This is a genomic window from Paracidovorax citrulli (assembly GCF_900100305.1).
Taxonomy (GTDB): domain Bacteria; phylum Pseudomonadota; class Gammaproteobacteria; order Burkholderiales; family Burkholderiaceae_C; genus Paracidovorax; species Paracidovorax citrulli.
Genome location: NZ_FNEY01000009.1, coordinates 61861 through 78746 on the forward strand (window position 1 = coordinate 61861; position 16886 = coordinate 78746).

Consider the following 16886-nt stretch of genomic DNA (forward strand, 5'->3'; position numbering starts at 1 on the left):
GCCCGCGTTCAGCGCGCCGCCACCATGCGCAGGCCCAGCGCGATGAACACCGTGCCCGCGATGCGGTCCAGCCACAGGCCGGCGCGCGGCCGCCGCTGCAGCCAGTGGCCAATCGTGCCCGCGAAGCAGCCCAGCAGGCCGAAGAGCAACGCTGCCTGCAGCGTGAACACCAGCCCCAGCACGCCCAGCTGCAGCCCCACCGCGCCCTGCGAGGGCACCACGAACTGCGGCAGGAACGAGAGGAAGAACAGCACGACCTTCGGATTGACCGCATTCGCCAGCATGCCCCTGGCGAACAGGACGCGCAGCGGCTGGGCGGCCTGCCCGGCCACGTCGGTGCGCACGGTGCCGCCGCTGCCGGCGTGGCGCAGGGCCTGCACGCCGAGCCACACGAGGTAGGCGCCGCCCACCCACTTGAGCACGGTGAACGCAACGGGGGAGGCCGCGATCATCGCGCTCACGCCGAGCACCGCGAGCAGCGTATGGCTCAGGCAGCCCGCGGCGCAGCCGAGCCCGAAGGCCACGCCCCGCGCCCGGCCCCTCGACATGCCCATGCCCAGCACCATGAGGTTGTCCGGCCCGGGCGTGGCGGTGATGAGAACGGCGGCGATCAGGAATGCGAGAAGCTGGGCGGCGGCGGGCATACAAACTATTTCGCGAGCATTGAATTAAGCCTTAAAAAGGCTTTTCCCAGACTTGGAGACCTTGCGGTCGCCCTATCGATATTCCAGTAATTTTTAACAAAATCGACTATGTGAATATTATAACCAAGACCAATAACCGACATTGAACCTTTGGCAGGCAGCATTTCTTCCCTCAACTCCCTGCGCTTACTCCTTCTTATTATGGAAAGCAGTTTTCCTTTTGGGTCCAATTCATTTTCAGGACTAATAGGAAAAATGTCTTTACTTACCATAGCAAACTCAGAAAATCCCACATTATCCGCCAGAACCCACGCTTCAGCTTCTCTCACAGCCAACCGCAAGCATAATCTATCACTAGGTTTGGCTGGTAGCCACATCCTGATTTGCTCAGCAGGACTAGGAGCCTGATCCGCATCTGCCACCATCAGCACCGGCATCACATTGGAAGCCACCTGATTCATCGCGGGTATCTTTTTTTTAAATTGCCCAGCACCCCCTGCGACAGTTCTCTGATAAACTCTGAACCCCTTGCCCGTTTTATCAACAAGTACTTCGGCAATAGAACAACATAGCTCATCCTCCCCCACAACGAATATTTCTCTCTTCATGAAAACAGCCCAATTTGATCAATTCCTTCCGGATGAGTTTTCGGAAGCATAACATCCGCAGGAGAAAGCCCCGCCTTCATCAAATCAATTTCAGTAGCACTTGGCATTCGAGCCAAAGTACCATCGCTATTTTGCTGCAAAAGTATTATTGCACCGCCATCAAGAGGATTGCCCAATAGCGCCTCACTATGCGTTGTAACGATAACCTGCCTACCATAGGCCTTCTGCTTCCTCAACACTCGATCAATCATCAATGGAATGTGAGCAACAATCGCATCGTTCAACGAGAGTTCGGGCTCTTCCAGCAGCAATAGCGAATTACTTTCTTGCAGCATCCACAAAAGGCCTAACAATCGAAGCGTGCCATCGGAAAATTGATCTTCCCGCTGCCAAGCACCATGAGTGCGCCAGTGCTGATAAGAAGCCATCAAATGAGGCAAACCCGTTATCTTGTCTTGCTCAAATTTGAGTTGCTTGAACTGCGGAACAGCCTTCTCAAGGGATTGCTGTATACGGCGAAGGCGAGCATCTCTAGTTTTCTGGGGTGTTTTTGCAATACGTTGAAGAAGCCCTTGACCAAACGGATCCCCCTCAACTAGGCGGGCACCTATTTCTGTATGCTTGAGCAACTGAGGCACAAGATGCAAATAGGTGGTCTCTCTAAAAAAATCAGCAATTTCACGAAAATCCGAGTTTGAATTAATTTGTTCAAGCGCTGTTTGAGTTCTGCGAAGCGTATCCGCTTTATCTTTTGGGTCGGGACGATTTAGAATCGGAGTTGGCTTATCGGCCTTTCGAACTATTTCGCGAGTCACAAGAACCCTGTGCAAGCCCGTACCTTCAGGCTTGAAAGCAAGAGTGTAAATCCACACCGGATCCGAATCTGCATCTTCAGAGATTTCAACGTGGATCTCCACCTCATTATCCGTTCGCGCCTGCAGACACCGAAGCTTGGTCAGCCCTCCCCTATCCTCAATAGCCTTCTGCAGCCCACCGCCTGCAGGTTTGCATATATCGCGCAAAAACCTAAATACATCCAACAAGTTAGATTTGCCAGAGGCATTGGCGCCAATAATATAGCTACGACTTCTCAAAGGAATATCAAGATTTTTGAAATTCCGCCAATTTTTCAGTTTCAATCTTGTAATAAGCATGAATCATCCGTTAGCCGAGCAAAGTGATCAATCTACACCAAAGCAAGCAAAATTACCATAGAAGATCAGCAACTTCGGAATGTTCGCTTAATTTTTCCACAGGTTAGTAGTGTCCCACTAAAATTTAAAGCCCTGCCAAGTCTGCGACGAGGACATGCCAAATATTAAAGCTCTTAGTTCACTTAAGCGGTCAAGACCAGAATTGGCACGCACCGGCGGCCAGATCCTCGTGGACCAGCTCATCCTGCACGGCGTGCGCCAGCTCTTCTGCGTGCCCGGCGAAAGCTACCTGGCGGTGCTGGACGCGCTGCACGATGCCGACATCGCCGTCACCGTCTGCCGGCAGGAAGGCGGCGCGGCCATGATGGCCGAGGCGCAGGGCAAGCTCACGGGCCGGCCGGGCATCTGCTTCGTCACGCGCGGCCCGGGGGCCACGAATGCCTCGGCCGGCATCCATATCGCGCACCAGGATTCGACGCCGCTGATCGTCTTCGTGGGCCAGGTGGCCCGCGAGGCGCTGGGCCGCGAGGCCTTCCAGGAGCTGGACTATGGCGCCGTGTTCGGCACCATGGCCAAGTGGGTGGTGCAGGTGGACGATGCGCGGCGCCTGCCGGAGCTGCTGTCGCGGGCGTTCCACGTGGCCACCTCGGGCCGGCCCGGGCCGGTGGTGGTGGCGCTGCCGGAAGACATGCTGACCGATGCCGTGCAGGCCGCCGACGCCCTGCCCCACGCGGTGGCCGAGACGCACCCCGGCCCAGTTGCACTGCGCGAGCTGGCCCGGCGGCTGGCCTCGGCCGAGCGGCCGGTGGCCATCCTGGGCGGCAGCCGCTGGACGGAGGAGGCCGTGCGCGATTTCACGGCCTTCGCCGAGGCGTGGAGCCTGCCGGTGTGCTGCTCGTTTCGCCGGCAGATGCTGTTTCCGGCCAGCCACCGCTGCTACGGCGGCGACCTGGGCCTGGGCGCCAATCCGGAGCTGCTGGCGCGCATCCGCGAAAGCGACCTGGTGCTGCTGGTGGGCGGACGGCTGTCGGAAGTGCCTTCACAGGGCTACACGCTGCTGGACATTCCCGTGCCGGCGCAGCCCCTGGTCCACGTGCATGCGGATGCCGACGAACTCGGCCGGCTGTACCGCCCGGCGCAGGCCATCCATGCCACGCCGCAGGCTTTCACGGCCGCCCTGGCCGCGGTGCGGCCGGAAGGCCCGGTGCGCTGGGCCGCGCATGCCGCCGCGGCGCGCGCCGATTACCTGGCCTGGAGCGATCCCGCGCCGATCCGCATTCCGGGCCCGCTGCAGATGGGCGAGGTGATGCGCCACCTGCGCGAGGTGCTGCCGCCGGACACCATCTTCTGCAACGGCGCGGGCAACTTCGCCACCTGGGTGCACCGGTTCTGGCCCTTCACGGCCTTCGCCAGCCAGCTCGCGCCCACCAGCGGCTCCATGGGCTACGGCCTGCCGGCCGGCGTGGGCGCCAAGCGGCTGTGGCCGCAGCGCGAGGTGGTGGTGTTCTCGGGCGACGGCGACTTCCTCATGCACGGGCAGGAGTTCGCCACCGCCGTGCAGTACGGCCTGCCGGTGATCGTGGTGCTGCTGGACAACGGCATGTACGGCACGATCCGCATGCACCAGGAGCGCGAGTACCCGGGGCGCGTGAGCGCCACGCAACTGCGCAACCCCGACTTCCGCGCCTACGCGCAGGCCTTCGGCGGGCACGGAGAGCGGGTGGAGCGGACGGAGGATTTCGCGCCCGCGCTGGCCCGCGCCCGCGCGAGCGGCCTGCCCAGCGTGCTGCACTGCCTGCTGGACGCGGAGGCGATCACGCCCACGGGTACGCTGGCGGGCATCCGCGGCGCGGCGCAGGCGGCCGGCCGCTGACAGAAAGCCTATGCAACAGGCCTATACGGTCTGCGCGAGCGGCGCGTCCGCCAGGGACGAGGCCGCGCCGATGGCCATGTAGCGCTTGCGCCAGCTCTCGAAGTCCAGCGTGTCGGCGGCCTCGATGGCCTTCTGCTCTGCCAGCGACCCGGCGGCCACGCGCTCGTAGCGTGCCTGCTGCTCACCGGCCCAGGGCTGCTGCAGCAGGGTGTCGCGGGAAGCACGGGACTGCGCGAGCGTGAAGCCCAGGAAGCTCTGGCCGTGGCCGCCGGCCATGCGCGCGAGCACGCGGGCGGACGGCGTGGCATCGGGCTCGCGCAGCAGGTTCCTTGCCGCCTGCAGGACCTGCGCATGCGCATCCGTGCCCTGGGCCGCGTCCAGCGCGGCGGCGATGGGCGCGCATTCGGCCAGGATCTCGGCGCCCCACTCCACCAGCGGCACGCTGCGGCCGGCACGCTCCAGGCACAGCCCGGGCTCGCGGCCGCGCTCGGCCGTGAGGTGCTGGTTGCGCTTGAGGGTGGCGATCTCGGCGGGGGTGTCGGGCGGGCTGTCCGACAGCAGGCAGTGCAGCAGGAACATGTCCAGCAGCCGCATGGTCGGCGCCTCGATGCCCACGGGGGCGAAAGGATCGAGGTCCATGAGCCGCACCTCCACGTATTCCACGCCGCGGTCGCGCAGCGCGTGCAGGGGGCGTTCGCCGGGGCGCACGGTGCGCTTGGGGCGGATGGTGCCGTAGAACTCGTTCTCGATCTGCAGCAGGCTGGTGCCCAGCTGGTTGTAGTCGCCGCCGGGGTTGCGCACGCCCAGCGCCTCGTAGGCGGGATAGGGCCGCGTCAGTGCTTCGTGCAGGGAGTCGGCATAGCCGTCGAGCCCGTTGTAGCTCACGGCCAGCGTGGCCTGGGCATCGCTCTGGTAGCCCAGGCGGCCCATGCGCAGCGAGGTGGCGTGCGGCAGGTAGAGGGAATCCGGCCCCAGGCGCTGCAGGCCGTGCTGGCGGCCCTGCACGAAGCAGTCGCACAGCGCGGGCGATGCGCCGAAGAGGTAGAGCAGCAGGAAGGCCTGGCGCCGGAAGTTGCGGATCAGCCCGAAATACTCGTCGCTCGCGATGCCGGGCATGGACCAGTTGTAGTGGATGCCCGAGATGGTCTGCATGCGGCGGCCGTAGCGGTGCCCCAGGCCCATGCGGTAGATGCTCTTGGCGCGCCCCACGTTGGAGGAGCCGAAGCGCGCCAGGGGGATGGTCTCGTCCGTGGGCAGTCCGCAGGGCATGCTCGATACCCACAGCATCTCCCCGGACTGCGCCAGGGTGCGCAGCACGAACTGGTGGATCTCGGTCAGCTCGTCGAGGCATTCCCGCACCGAGCCACGCGCGCCGGTGATGAGTTCGATCTGCGACTCGCTGTAGTCGGTCGTGATGTGCGGGTGCGTGAGCGCGGAGCCCAGCGCCGCCGGATGGGGCGTGAGCGCCAGCCCGCCCTCGGCCAGCACGCGCAGGCCCTCCTTCTCGATGCCGCGGCGCATGCCCGCCAGCCGGTTGCCTGGCAGCGCGCGGATTCTCTCCTGCAGATGGCTCGTCATGGTACGTCTTTTTTGTTACCGGTTGGTCCGTGTCGGACGGAACTTAGCACGCCGGCAACGCTCGCGCTCGGGCCCGCGGGCAAGTCCCTGCTTCGCGCCGATGGAAAGCGCTTCGGCCGGGCGCCGGCGCGTACAGGGCCGGTTTCGCATCATGGCAGGAGTCGTGGCCAGCCAACGGCGCATGCCCCTGGCGTGCGGCGTCCAGCCACCCCTGCCCGGGCCTTGCGCCGGGATCGCGCACGACGCCCTGTTCTGGATGGACGCCATGCCGAAAATCTCCCTGCGCCCCCACGCCACGTCACTGTTGGTCCCCGGCAATGCCCGCAACGCGGCCCATGCCGGCGATCCCGCGCCCGGCAAGCAGGCCCACTACAAACTGCACCAGCTCGACGGTGCCGCGGCGCGCAGGGAAGCGCTTGCGCCCCAGTCCGGCCTGGCCGGCCGGGTGCGCGAATACCTGGCGGAACCCCTGCCCGCGGCGGCGGATGCCGGTTCCGCGGGTGCCGCCGCTGCGCAGGCCGGCTCCCAGGGCGCCACGGCCCCGCGCAAGGCGACCAAGGCATTGCGGAAGTTCCTGGGCAAGGCCGGAACTGCGCTCGGGCTGCGGGCCGGCAAACCCGTGGGGCTGGACGAACTGACGCGCTTCCGGAATACAGCCGCCCCCGGCGCGCGGCCCATCGCGCGGGACGACCCGCGCGACCGGGGCACATGGCGCAGCGTGGGCGCGGCGCAGGCCCGGGCCTTCGCCGCGTCGCAGCGCCTGCTCGAGGCAGACGTAGCGGTCCGCAAGGCGACGGCCCTCGAGCACCTGGTGCAACTGCACATCGAACGGCTGGACGGGGACGCCCAGCGCGCCGGCCGGCGCATCGCGCACGCCGCGGAGCGGCCCGTGCCGCTGCGCCGGCAGCAGGCCGCCATCTCCGCGCAGCAGCGGGCCCTGGACGACAGCCTCGCCCGGCTGCGGGAAGAAGCCGGTGCGCTGGAGCGGCGCATCGCCCAGGCCGAGGCGGCGCTGGCGGCACCCGTTCGCGGCAGGCTGGACAGGCTGATGGCCGCGCGCGCCGGGGCGGACGCCGGAGAGGACGCCGCAACGCTGCGGCAGCATCTGCACGAGTTGCGGTCGCTGCACGCGATCCGCGCCGGCGTCCGGCAGGACTTGGAGCGGCGCAAGCAGGACGTGCAGGCCGAACTGGAGCGGCTGGAGCACTCCGCCCTGGCCATGGCCCGCGACCTGTTCGACGCGGATGACGAGGCCGCCGACCTGCGCTCCCTGCTGGGCGGCCTGCAGGAGCGGCGCGCCACGCTGGAGACCGCGCGGGATGCCGCCCGGGCTGCCAGCGATGCGGCTTCGTCGGCGCTGAAGGCCCGCGAGGCGGAGCTGACCGGCCGGCAGATCGACACGCTGCCCGGCCTGCGCGCGCCCGCCACGCCCGCGGAAACCGCCGCCTGCGCGGCATTGAAAGCCGCGCTGCGGGACTGGGCGGACGGCCTGGATACGGCGCTGTTCGGCGACCGGGCCATTCCCGCCGCCGGCGTGGTGGCGGTGGGCCTGAAGGCGCTGGCCGTGGCGGCGGGGGGCGACCCGGCCCAGGCCCGGCAGGCCCTGGACGCGCTGCGCCAACTGCACTGGAAAGATCTGGCGCCGCCTCCCGGAGCGGCGCCGGCCCGGACCGCCACGGCGGGACTGCCGCCCGCGGCGCAACGCGCGGTGGACCACCTGGCGCGGGTGCCCCGCGGGCTCCAGGTGCTGTCGCACCTGATGCGCCCGGAAGGCAGTCCGGCCGCGCGCCCGGAGCGCCTGGCGGCCGCGCGCCTGGCGCTGCGCGCGGATGCCCTGCTGCGCCAGGCCGCGCCGGACGACACCGCGCTGCGCACCTGGCTGGGCCACGCGCGCCACGCCGCCCGCCAGGCCCTGCATGCCGCGGAGCCCGCCAAGGCGCTGGCCGCCTGCACGGTGGACGAACGGGCGGCCTACCACGCGCTGCGCAACGGCTACGAGAGCAACGCGCCGGGCTCGGCCTACGACCGGGCCAACGGCCATCTGCAGCGGCTGGCCGACGCCCTGCACGATCTCTCGCGGCACGGCGCGCGGCCTCAGGCATTCGGCGGGCAGCCCAATGCGCTGCGCTCCCTGCCCCAGGCGCTGGAGGTGGGCGGTGCCACGGCCTTGCCCACGCCGCGGCGCCGGGCGGACGCGGCCCTGGAAAAAGCCGCCGGCCAGCTCACGGACATGCTGGGCGGATGGCGTGCGGGCAGGCCGCCGGGCCGGCTGCCCAGCACCGCGGAATGCGCCTGGCAGGCCCTGGCGGAGACGGTGCAATGGGCGCCCGAAGGCACGGACCGCGCCACGCTGGTGGTCGATGCCCCCGCGCGCGAACGCATCGCGGCGCGCGCGGCGGAACTGCGGGCGCATTTCGAGCGCACGGCGCGCGGCCAGGGCGTGCCGCCGTCGGGCATGTCGCAGGAGAGCGTGCCCCTGCTGGAGGCCGCCTGGCAGCGGCTCGAGCGCCGCCCGCACACCGCGGCCGAGGCGCTGGCACTGCTGGCAGAGGCGCTGCCGGAGGATGCGGGCGAGCCGTCCTCTCCGCCACCACCGCCGCCGCCCGGCGGCGCGCCCGTGTCCTGGCACGGCTATGCGCTGCGCCAGGGCGCGCAGTTCCGCGCCAGCGTGCAGGAGGCCACGCGATTGCTGCGCGATGGCGATCCCGGGAAGGCCACGCATGCGCAGGCCCTGCTGGACCTGACTCGGGACATGATCGGCCAGCTCGAGTGGCGCGATCGCCTGCGCCTGATCGGGCAGCAGGCCTGGGGCCTGAACGCAGGGCCGCTGTCCGCTGCCATAGCGCTGGGAACCTCCCTGTTCGGCATGGGCGTGCGCCTGATCGCCGGCGCGCAGCGCAACCGCGACTCCGTCATGGAGTTCTACATGGGGCGTACCGGGATGTACCTGCAGATCGGGGAACAGCGCACGGACCAGGTGCAGGTGGGCGCGGGCGCGAACACCGGCTACGCCGCGAAGCTCGGCACCGACCAGGCGGCGCTGGGCGCCACCGTCGCCGCCGACTGGCGCTGGCGCGGCGAGCGCGGCCTGGAAAACGGCATCCAGCTGCGGCTGCCGCGGCTGGGCAAGGGCCGGGAACCGGAATTGAACGTGGAGTTCCTGGATGCCTACGAGCACCTGCTCCGCCTGGCGGCTCCGGGCCCCGACGGCGCGCCGGCACGCCACGACTGGCTGCGCGAACTGCTGGCCCACCACCCGGAACTGAGCGCGGGCCTGATCGACGGAGCGCAGCGCTCCGGTGCCGGGACGGAAACCAATGTGTCCGCCAGCGCGGGCCTGCGCGTGGGCGAGGTCGCGGGCCGGGGCCGCCGTGCCGGGGTAGCGGCCGGCCTGGGCGTGAAAACGCGCCAGGACAATGGCCGCACCGCCACCACCGTCGCGGGCTACATGACCACCATCTACCGCGACGCGACCGCCTCCGCCCGGACGGAGGTCGCGGCCCGCGCCACGGCCAGCGTGCAGTTCGCGGAGGCACTGCGCACCGACGGCGCCCGCACCGTCCAGCGTGCCAGCGCCGGGCTGGGCACGCTCGACGCGGGTTACGGGGTGGAGGTGGCCAACCATGCCACGACGAATTTCTGCACGCTCTTTCTCTTCGGCGACGAGATCGACCCGGTGCGCAGCGACCGTGCCACGGACTACTCGCGCTTCGCGGAATTCGAGCGCCATGTGCACGCGGAATGGGACGGCTGGGCGCATTACGGCACCGGCAAGCTGGGCAGCGACGTGGAGGAGCCCCTGCACCACCTGCTGGCGGACATCCAGCTGTCGCATTTCATGGAGCAGACGCGGACGTTCGCGCAGGGCAACGGCTTCGCCGCCATGTTCGCGGACAAGGCGATGCGCGCACCTGCCGCGCCGCTGCTGGACACGCACCGCGCCCTGGCCGCGCTGGCCCGCGCCGCGGGCGACGAGGACGGCGCGCGGGCCGAGGACGCGGCCTTCGACGACTTCCTGCAGAACGAGGCCATGTGGGAACCCACCCTGCTGCTGCTGCGCGAGAAGGCCAAGCTGCAGGACGAACGCGGCCTGGATTTCTTCCTCAAGCACCAGAACAACCGCAGCGCGGAAGCCATGCGCACGGTCGGGCAGTGGATCCTCTACGAACCCGTGCCCCGGCGCGAGCCGGGCCAGCGCATCCAGGCCACGAGAACCTGGGAACCGGGAGCGCAGGGCCAGGAGAGCGGCGCGGCGGACCGTGCTGCGGCGGGCGCCGAAGCCGGCAGCAGCCGCTATGCCTCGGCGTCGGAAGCGAGCCTGGACTCTTTCCGTACCGCCCCCGGGTCGCCGCTGCGGCCCCCGGCCCCCGCCCCTGCCCCCGCAAAGGGCCCTGCCACGGGCGCCGCCGCGCGGCCGGACGGCGGGGCGCCTCCAGCCAGCGCATCGTCGAGCAGGCCGTAGCGCCATTGCACGCGCAGCGCGAACTCCTGCCCGCGCTCCAGCACGCGCAGGCCCGGCTGCCCCGGCTGGTGGAAGGCGTCGATGGGCTGGGTGATGGGCTCGAAGCAGAAGGCCGGTCCTTCGGGCGGCCGGTACACCAGGCAGAAGTGGCGCCCGGCCCCGCCGTCCTTCACGAAGTCCGGCATGCGCGCCGTGAGCTGCAGGCCGCGCTCGGGCCAGGCGATGCGCGCCGTGCCGCCCCATCCGGTGTAGGCGTTGTCGATCAGGCCGCCGTGGGCCGATATGCCGCCGTTGAGGTTCCAGCCCTCGGGGAACCACTCGGTGTGGCGCGTGGGCAGCGGATCGCTGCCGCTGAGCCACACGCCCTGCACGGGAGCGGAGATGCGCGTGTCCGGCGTGCGCGGGAACCAGGGATGCAGGCCCAGCCCGTAGGGCAGCGGCTCGGAGCCCAGGTGGCGCACCACCACGCTCTGGTCCAGCCCGCCCGGCACCAGGCGGAAGGTCTGCACGCATTCGTAGTGGTAGGGGTTGCCCTGGAAGCGGTCCGAGTGCAGGGCCATCTCCAGGGTGTCCGGAGCCGGCTGGTGCAGGCTCCAGGGCTGCAGCCAGCCGTCGCCGTGGATGGGGTACGGCTCGCCCGCGCGGTTGGGCTGCATCGGACGGAAGCGCCCCGCATGGAAGAACCCGCCGCAGCTGATGCGGTTGGACCAGGGCACCATGGCGAACGAGGCCATGCGGTAGAGATCGGCCGTGCGGCCGTCCCAGCAGCGCCACAGGTCGGCGCGGCGGCCGTCGGGGCCGTCGATCTGCCAGGCCGCCACGCTGCCGCCCAGCGACGGCACGAGGCCCAGGTGCTGGCCGGCATGGTGCAGCCAGGTGACGGGATGGAAGGTCTCGTTCATGGGGCGTCTCCAGGAGGTCAGCCGCCGAAGCGATGGGCCGGCAGGCCGGGGCCGTCCACGGAGACGGCGAAGAGCGATCCGGCCAGGGGCTCGGCCACCAGCCGGGCATCCGACAGGCCCACGCGGGCGGAGATGACGAAGAGCGTGCGCAGATCGGGGCCGCCGAAGGCGCAGGTGGTGACCTGGCTCACCGGCAGGGGGACGCGGCACAGTTCGGCGGCGCTCGCGGGATCGTGGCAGGTCACGCATGCGCCGCCCCAGTGAGCGATCCACAGCCGCCCCTGCGCATCGGTGGTCATGCCGTCGGGCAGCCCGTCTTCTGCGGACCAGCGCTTCCACAGCGTCCGGTTCGACAGCGCTCCCGTGCCGGGGTCGAAGTCGTAGCGGTAGGTGCAGGCCTCGGCGGTGGCGTTGAAGAACATGGCCGGCGCCCGCGTCCCGCCCGCAGCCCCGGCGTGGGACCAGGCCGGGCCATTGGTCACGGCGAAGCCGTCGTCGTGCCGCGTGCAGCGGCCATCGGGATCGAAGCGGTAGAGCGCGCCGGTGGGTGCCTCGCAGCCGAAGTCCATCGATCCGGCCCAGAAGCGCCCCTGCGCATCGCACTTGCCGTCGTTGAAGCGGTTGCCGGCGCGCTCCGGTTCGGGCTGGTGCAGGTAGCGCGGCGTGGTGTCGGCGGCCGGGTCGAACAGCGCGAAGCCGCGGCGCAGGGTGACGACGAGGCCGGGCGCCGCGGCGCGCTCGGCCAGCGCGGAGATTTCCTCCTCGAAGGTCCAGCAGCGGTGCGCGCCGCCTGCGGGGTCCCAGCGGTGCAGTTCGCGGGCGAGGATGTCCACCCAGTACAGCGCCTGTTCGCGCTCCGACCACAGCAGGCCCTCGCCCAGCTGGGAGGCCATGGGCCGCACGCAGCGCGCCGCGCCGGTCGCGGGGGCGGGCCAGGACACGGCCGGCGGGGTGCCGGAAGGCATCTCGGGAGGATTCATGCGCGTCTCCAGACGTTGTTTCAGCGCCCGTCTGTCGCGGGCCTCTTGACGCGGCGGATCTTATCAACGCAAATTGATGCACGTAACCATTATTTTTTCTATCAATCGATACTGAAATTTATATGTCTCAGATTTCACCCGTTCCTTCTTCCGGCGCCGGCGCCTCGCCGTCCGGAGCCCTGTCGGTGTTTCCCAGCCTGCGCGGACGCGTGGTGTTCGTGACGGGTGGCGGCAGCGGGATCGGCGCCGCCATCGTCACGGCCTTCGCCGAGCAGGGCGCGCGCGTGGCGTTCGTGGACGTGGCCCGCGAGGCCAGCGGGCAGCTGGTCCGCGACATGGAGGCCGCGGGCCTGCCGCGCCCCTGGTGGCGCGAGTGCGACGTGCGCGACATCGATGCCCTGCGCGCCGCCCTGCGCGATGCCGCGGCCGAGCTGGGCGATGTCTCCGTGCTGGTCAACAACGTGGCCAGCGACGACCGCCACACGCTGGAGTCCGTCACCCCCGAGTACTATGACGAACGCATGGCGATCAACGAGCGCCCGGCCTTCTTCGCGATCCAGGCGGTGGTGCCGGGCATGCGCCGGCTCGGCGGCGGCTCCATCGTCAACCTCGGCTCCACCGGCTGGCAGGGCAAGGGGTCGGGCTACCCCTGCTATGCGATCGCCAAGTCGTCGGTGAACGGGCTCACCCGGGGCCTGGCGCGCACGCTGGGCCAGGACCGCATCCGCATCAACACCGTGTCCCCCGGCTGGGTGATGACCGAGCGCCAGATCCGGCTGTGGCTCGACGCCGAGGGCGAGCGGGAACTCGCGCGCAACCAGTGCCTGCCCGACAAGCTGCAGCCGCGCGACATCGCGCGCATGGTGCTGTTCCTGGGCTCCGACGACGCCGCGATGTGCACCGCGCAGGAGTTCAAGGTGGACGCTGGATGGGTCTGATGGAGGCAACCCCCTGAGGCGCTTGCGCGCCTTCCCCCTTTCTCTCGCCGGGCTGCGCCCGGCGGGAAGGGGGACACCGCCAGCGCGGCGGGGCGGCCCTTGCGCGGCGGTTGCTGGCGGGGCCGTGCCTGTGCAGAGGCCGTGGCACAGCGCACATCCGCGTGGGCCTTCATCGGGGGCCGCGGCCTACTCGTCCATCTCCAGCTTGCGGCCGTACTGCACGAGGCTGGTCTGCTTGAGCGCCTTCATCATCACCTTGGCGGCGGGCGACAGCAGGCGGTCGGTGCGGGTGACGATGCCGAAGGCGTCCATGTGGCAGGGCATGGCGATGGGCAGCACGGTGACGATGCCGTGGGCCGCGTAATAGTGGGCCACGTCCGCGCCGACCACCCCGATCATCTCGCTCTGCTGCAGCATGCGGGTGGTGAACAGCAGCGCGGAGGTTTCCACGATGTCCGTGGGCGGGGACAGCCCTTCCTGCTGGAACATCAGGTCGAAGCGGTGCCGCAGCACGCTGCCGGCGGGCGGCACGATCCAGCTGGCCGAGAGCACGTCCCGCAGCGTCAGGCCGCTCATGCCCGACAGCGGATGGCCGGGACGGGTGACGGCGCAGACCGGCTCGTCCGTCAGCGTCTCGTAGCGCAGGTGGCCGGTTTCCGGCACGGCGAGCACACGCCCCACCATGATGTCGATCCGGCCCTGCTCCAGGCGCTCCAGCAGCACCGGGCTGGTCTCGATCTCCAGCGAGATGCGCAGGCTCGGGTGCTGCTGCTTCACCAGCGCCACCGCCGCCGGCAGCAGGCTCAGGCCCGGCGAGGTGATGGCGCCGATGCCCACCTGGCCGTAGTGCCCCGTCTTCAGCGCGCCGATCTCGTCATGGGCCTGGTTGAGGCTCGCCAGCGCCATGCGCGCATGGCGGATCATGGTTTCGCCATACCAGGTGGGCCGCATGCCGCGGGGCAGGCGCTCGAACAGCGGCACCTCCAGCACGTCTTCCAGGTCCTTGAGCAGCTTGGAGGCAGCCGGCTGCGTCATGCTGAGCACCTGGGCCGCGCGGTGGATGTTGCCCTCCTCGGCCAGGGCCACCAGCAGCAGCAGCTGCCGCGTCTTGAGGCGCGCGCGGATGAACCAGTGGTTGTAGGTGCTCATGGGGTTTTCCTGAATGCCGGGATTGATATCTATTTTGTCCAAAAAACTATTGGATTGATATAAAAAACCTCCATAGACTGCAGCGCAACCGTAGCAAAGAGGGCCCATGAAGCTTGGCGACATGCAGCAGACGCCCCGGCACCTTATCAATGGGCGCTGGGAGATCGGCACCACCACCGGGGTGAGCGTCAATCCGTCCGACACCCGTGAAGTGGTGGCCGAATACGCCCGCGCCGACCGCAACCAGGCGGGCCAGGCCGTGCGGGCCGCTGCGGATGCCCTTCGCCACTGGAGCCGCAGCGCCCCCCAGCGGCGCGCGGACGTGCTGGACCTCGTGGGCAGCGAATTGCTGGCCCGCAAGGAAGAGCTGGGCACGCTGCTGGCCCGCGAAGAGGGCAAGCCGCTGCCCGAGGCGGTGGCGGAAGTGGTCCGCAGCGGCCACATCTTCAAGTTCTTCGCGGGGGAGGCGCTGCGCATCCCCGGCGAGCTGATGGCGTCGATGCACCAGGGCATGCAGGTGGAGGTGACGCGCGAACCGGTGGGCGTGGTCGGCGTGATCGCGGCCTGGAATTTCCCCTTCGCCATTCCCGCGTGGAAGATCGCGCCGGCCCTGGCCTTCGGCAATACGGTGGTGTTCAAGCCGGCCGAACGGGTGCCGGCCTGCGGCTGGGCGCTGGCCGAGATCATCGCCCGCAGCGGCCTGCCGGCGGGCGCGTTCAACCTCGTCATGGGCAGCGGCCGCGAAGTCGGCCAGACCCTGGTGGACCATCCCCTGGTCGATGCCCTGAGCTTCACCGGCTCGGGACCGATCGGCGCGCGCATCCTGCGCTCGGTGGCAGCGCGCGGCGCCAGGGTGCAGCTGGAGCTGGGCGGCAGGAACCCGCTGGTGGTGCTGGCCGACGCCGACCTGGACCAGGCCGCGGACTGCGCGCTGCAGGGCGCCTACGGCTCCGCCGGACAGCACTGCAGGGCCTCCAGCCGCATCGTGGTCGAGGCCCGCGTGCACGACGACTTCGTGGCACGCCTGCGCCAGCGGCTGTCGAGCCTGCGGGTGGGTCACGCGCTGGAACGCGGCACGGCCATGGGGCCCGTGGTGGACGAGCGGCACCTGGCGCATTGCCTGGAGCAGATCGCGGCCGCCCGGCAGGACGGCGCGGAACACGTCTTCGGCGGCGATCGCATCGAGCGCCCCACGCCGGGCCACTACCTGGGCCCGGCGCTTTTCACCGCGCGCCCCGAGCACCGGATCGCCCGCGAGGAGATGTTCGGCCCGGTGGCCTGCGTGCTGCGCGCGGACGATTACGAACACGCCCTGGCGCTCGCCAACGACACGCCCCGCGGCCTGTGCGCGGGCATCTGCACCACGTCGCTGAAGCACGCCATGCATTTCAAGCGGCACGCCCGGGCGGGCACGACCATGGTGAACCTGCCCACGGCCGGTGCGCACTTCCACGCGCCCTCCGGCGAGCGCCGGGAGCCGGGCCACGGCCTGCGCGAACGGGGCCTCCACGCCGCGGAGTTCCACACCACGGTCCGCACGGGCTACATGCTGGCCTGAAGCCCCCCTTTCTCTTCATCCCGACCATAAACACAGGAGACAACGATGACGAAACTGACCCGACGCACGCTGGCCACGGCCCTGGCCTGCGCGCCCGTGGCCGCCCTGCTGCCCGCGGCCGCGTGGGCGCAAAAGCCCATCGTGCTGGGCTTCAGCCAGGTCGGCGCGGAGAGCGAGTGGCGCACCGCGAACACCGAATCGATCAAGTCGGCGGCCAGGGACGCCGGGATCGAGCTGAAGTTCTCCGACGCGCAGCAGAAGCAGGAGAACCAGATCAAGGCCATCCGCTCCTTCATCGCCCAGCGCGTGGACGTGATCGCGTTCTCGCCCGTCGTGGAATCGGGCTGGGAGCCGGTGCTGCGCGAGGCCAAGGCCGCGAAGATCCCCGTGGTGCTCACCGACCGCGCCGTCAACACCAAGGACACGTCGCTCTACGTCACCTTCATGGGCTCTGACTTCGTGGAAGAAGGCCGCAAGGCCGGCCGCTGGCTGGTCGAGAAGATGAAGGACGCCAAGGGCGACGTGAACATCGTCGAGCTGCAGGGCACCGTGGGCTCGGCCCCGGCCATCGACCGCAAGAAGGGCTTCGAGGAAGTCGTGAAGGCAGACCCGAAGTTCAAGATCATCCGCTCGCAGACCGGCGACTTCACCCGCGCCAAGGGCAAGGAAGTGATGGAAGCCTTCCTGAAGGCCGAGGGCAGGAAGATCAACGTGCTCTACGCGCACAACGACGACATGGCCATCGGCGCGATCCAGGCCATCGAGGAGGCCGGCCTCAAGCCCGGCAAGGACATCACCATCATCTCCATCGATGCCGTCAAGGGCGCGTTCGAGGCCATGATGGCCGGCAAGCTCAACGTGACCGTGGAATGCAGCCCCCTGCTGGGCCCGCAGCTGATGGCGGCCGTCAAGGACATCAAGGCCGGCAAGACGGTGCCCAAGCGCATCGTGACGGAAGAAGGCATCTTCCCGATGGAGACCGCGGCCCAGGAATTCCCCAAGCGCAAGTACTGACTCCCCCTCCCCCTCTCGCACAGCGA

11 protein-coding genes and 1 pseudogene are annotated in these 16886 nt (G+C 69.1%); 5 read left to right on the forward strand and 7 right to left on the reverse strand.

Annotated features, from left to right (window positions below; translation table 11 throughout):
• Positions 1-8 precede the first annotated feature (8 nt).
• The 3 genes from BLR99_RS08345 to BLR99_RS08355 are packed head-to-tail and all read right to left on the reverse strand — an operon-like array spanning position 9 to position 2406.
• Positions 9-644: a LysE family translocator gene (locus BLR99_RS08345; protein ID WP_011795380.1), complete on the reverse strand. Its 636-nt coding sequence runs from the start codon at positions 642-644 to the stop codon at positions 9-11.
• 5 nt (positions 645-649) lie between these two features.
• A complete protein-coding gene (locus tag BLR99_RS08350) occupies positions 650-1252 on the reverse strand; it encodes a hypothetical protein (RefSeq protein ID WP_011795379.1) in 603 nt (200 codons plus the stop codon).
• The gene (locus BLR99_RS08355) at positions 1249-2406 is read right to left on the reverse strand and encodes an AAA family ATPase (RefSeq protein WP_011795378.1); all 1158 of its coding nucleotides are present in this window, start codon (positions 2404-2406) and stop codon (positions 1249-1251) included. The genes BLR99_RS08350 and BLR99_RS08355 overlap by 4 nt, the downstream gene beginning before the upstream one ends.
• A gap of 154 nt (positions 2407-2560) precedes the next feature.
• Here BLR99_RS08355 and BLR99_RS08360 point away from each other — a divergent pair, with 154 nt between their 5' ends.
• The gene (locus tag BLR99_RS08360; RefSeq protein WP_011795377.1) at positions 2561-4279 is read left to right on the forward strand and encodes a thiamine pyrophosphate-binding protein; all 1719 of its coding nucleotides are present in this window, start codon (positions 2561-2563) and stop codon (positions 4277-4279) included.
• A gap of 21 nt (positions 4280-4300) precedes the next feature.
• On the opposite strand, the gene gshA is transcribed toward BLR99_RS08360, so the two are convergent.
• Positions 4301-5857: a glutamate--cysteine ligase gene (gshA, locus tag BLR99_RS08365; protein ID WP_048857381.1), complete on the reverse strand. Its 1557-nt coding sequence runs from the start codon at positions 5855-5857 to the stop codon at positions 4301-4303.
• Positions 5858-6122: 265 nt separating this feature from the next.
• Between gshA and xopZ the strand changes: the two are divergent.
• Positions 6123-10022: pseudogene (xopZ, locus tag BLR99_RS23725) on the forward strand (XopZ family type III secretion system effector); the annotation flags it as partial.
• A gap of 128 nt (positions 10023-10150) precedes the next feature.
• Here xopZ and BLR99_RS08370 read toward each other — a convergent pair.
• A complete protein-coding gene (locus BLR99_RS08370) occupies positions 10151-11221 on the reverse strand; it encodes an aldose 1-epimerase (protein WP_074687017.1) in 1071 nt (356 codons plus the stop codon).
• A 17-nt stretch (positions 11222-11238) separates the two neighbouring features.
• Positions 11239-12201, reverse strand: coding sequence for an SMP-30/gluconolactonase/LRE family protein (locus BLR99_RS08375; protein ID WP_083369972.1), 963 nt, complete (start codon positions 12199-12201; stop codon positions 11239-11241).
• A gap of 122 nt (positions 12202-12323) precedes the next feature.
• Here BLR99_RS08375 and BLR99_RS08380 point away from each other — a divergent pair, with 122 nt between their 5' ends.
• Entirely contained in the window at positions 12324-13139 is an 816-nt protein-coding gene (locus tag BLR99_RS08380) for an SDR family NAD(P)-dependent oxidoreductase (protein WP_074687020.1), read from the forward strand.
• Between the two features lie 186 nt (positions 13140-13325).
• Here BLR99_RS08380 and BLR99_RS08385 read toward each other — a convergent pair whose 3' ends face one another.
• Positions 13326-14288 (reverse strand): LysR family transcriptional regulator, encoded by a 963-nt coding sequence (locus BLR99_RS08385; protein ID WP_074687022.1) that lies wholly within the window; start codon positions 14286-14288, stop codon positions 13326-13328.
• 106 nt (positions 14289-14394) lie between these two features.
• Between BLR99_RS08385 and BLR99_RS08390 the strand changes: the two genes are divergently transcribed.
• A complete protein-coding gene (locus tag BLR99_RS08390) occupies positions 14395-15846 on the forward strand; it encodes an aldehyde dehydrogenase family protein (RefSeq protein WP_017439077.1) in 1452 nt (483 codons plus the stop codon).
• 45 nt (positions 15847-15891) lie between these two features.
• Positions 15892-16860, forward strand: coding sequence for an ABC transporter substrate-binding protein (locus BLR99_RS08395; RefSeq protein ID WP_011795369.1), 969 nt, complete (start codon positions 15892-15894; stop codon positions 16858-16860).
• The last annotated feature ends 26 nt before the right edge of the window (positions 16861-16886 follow it).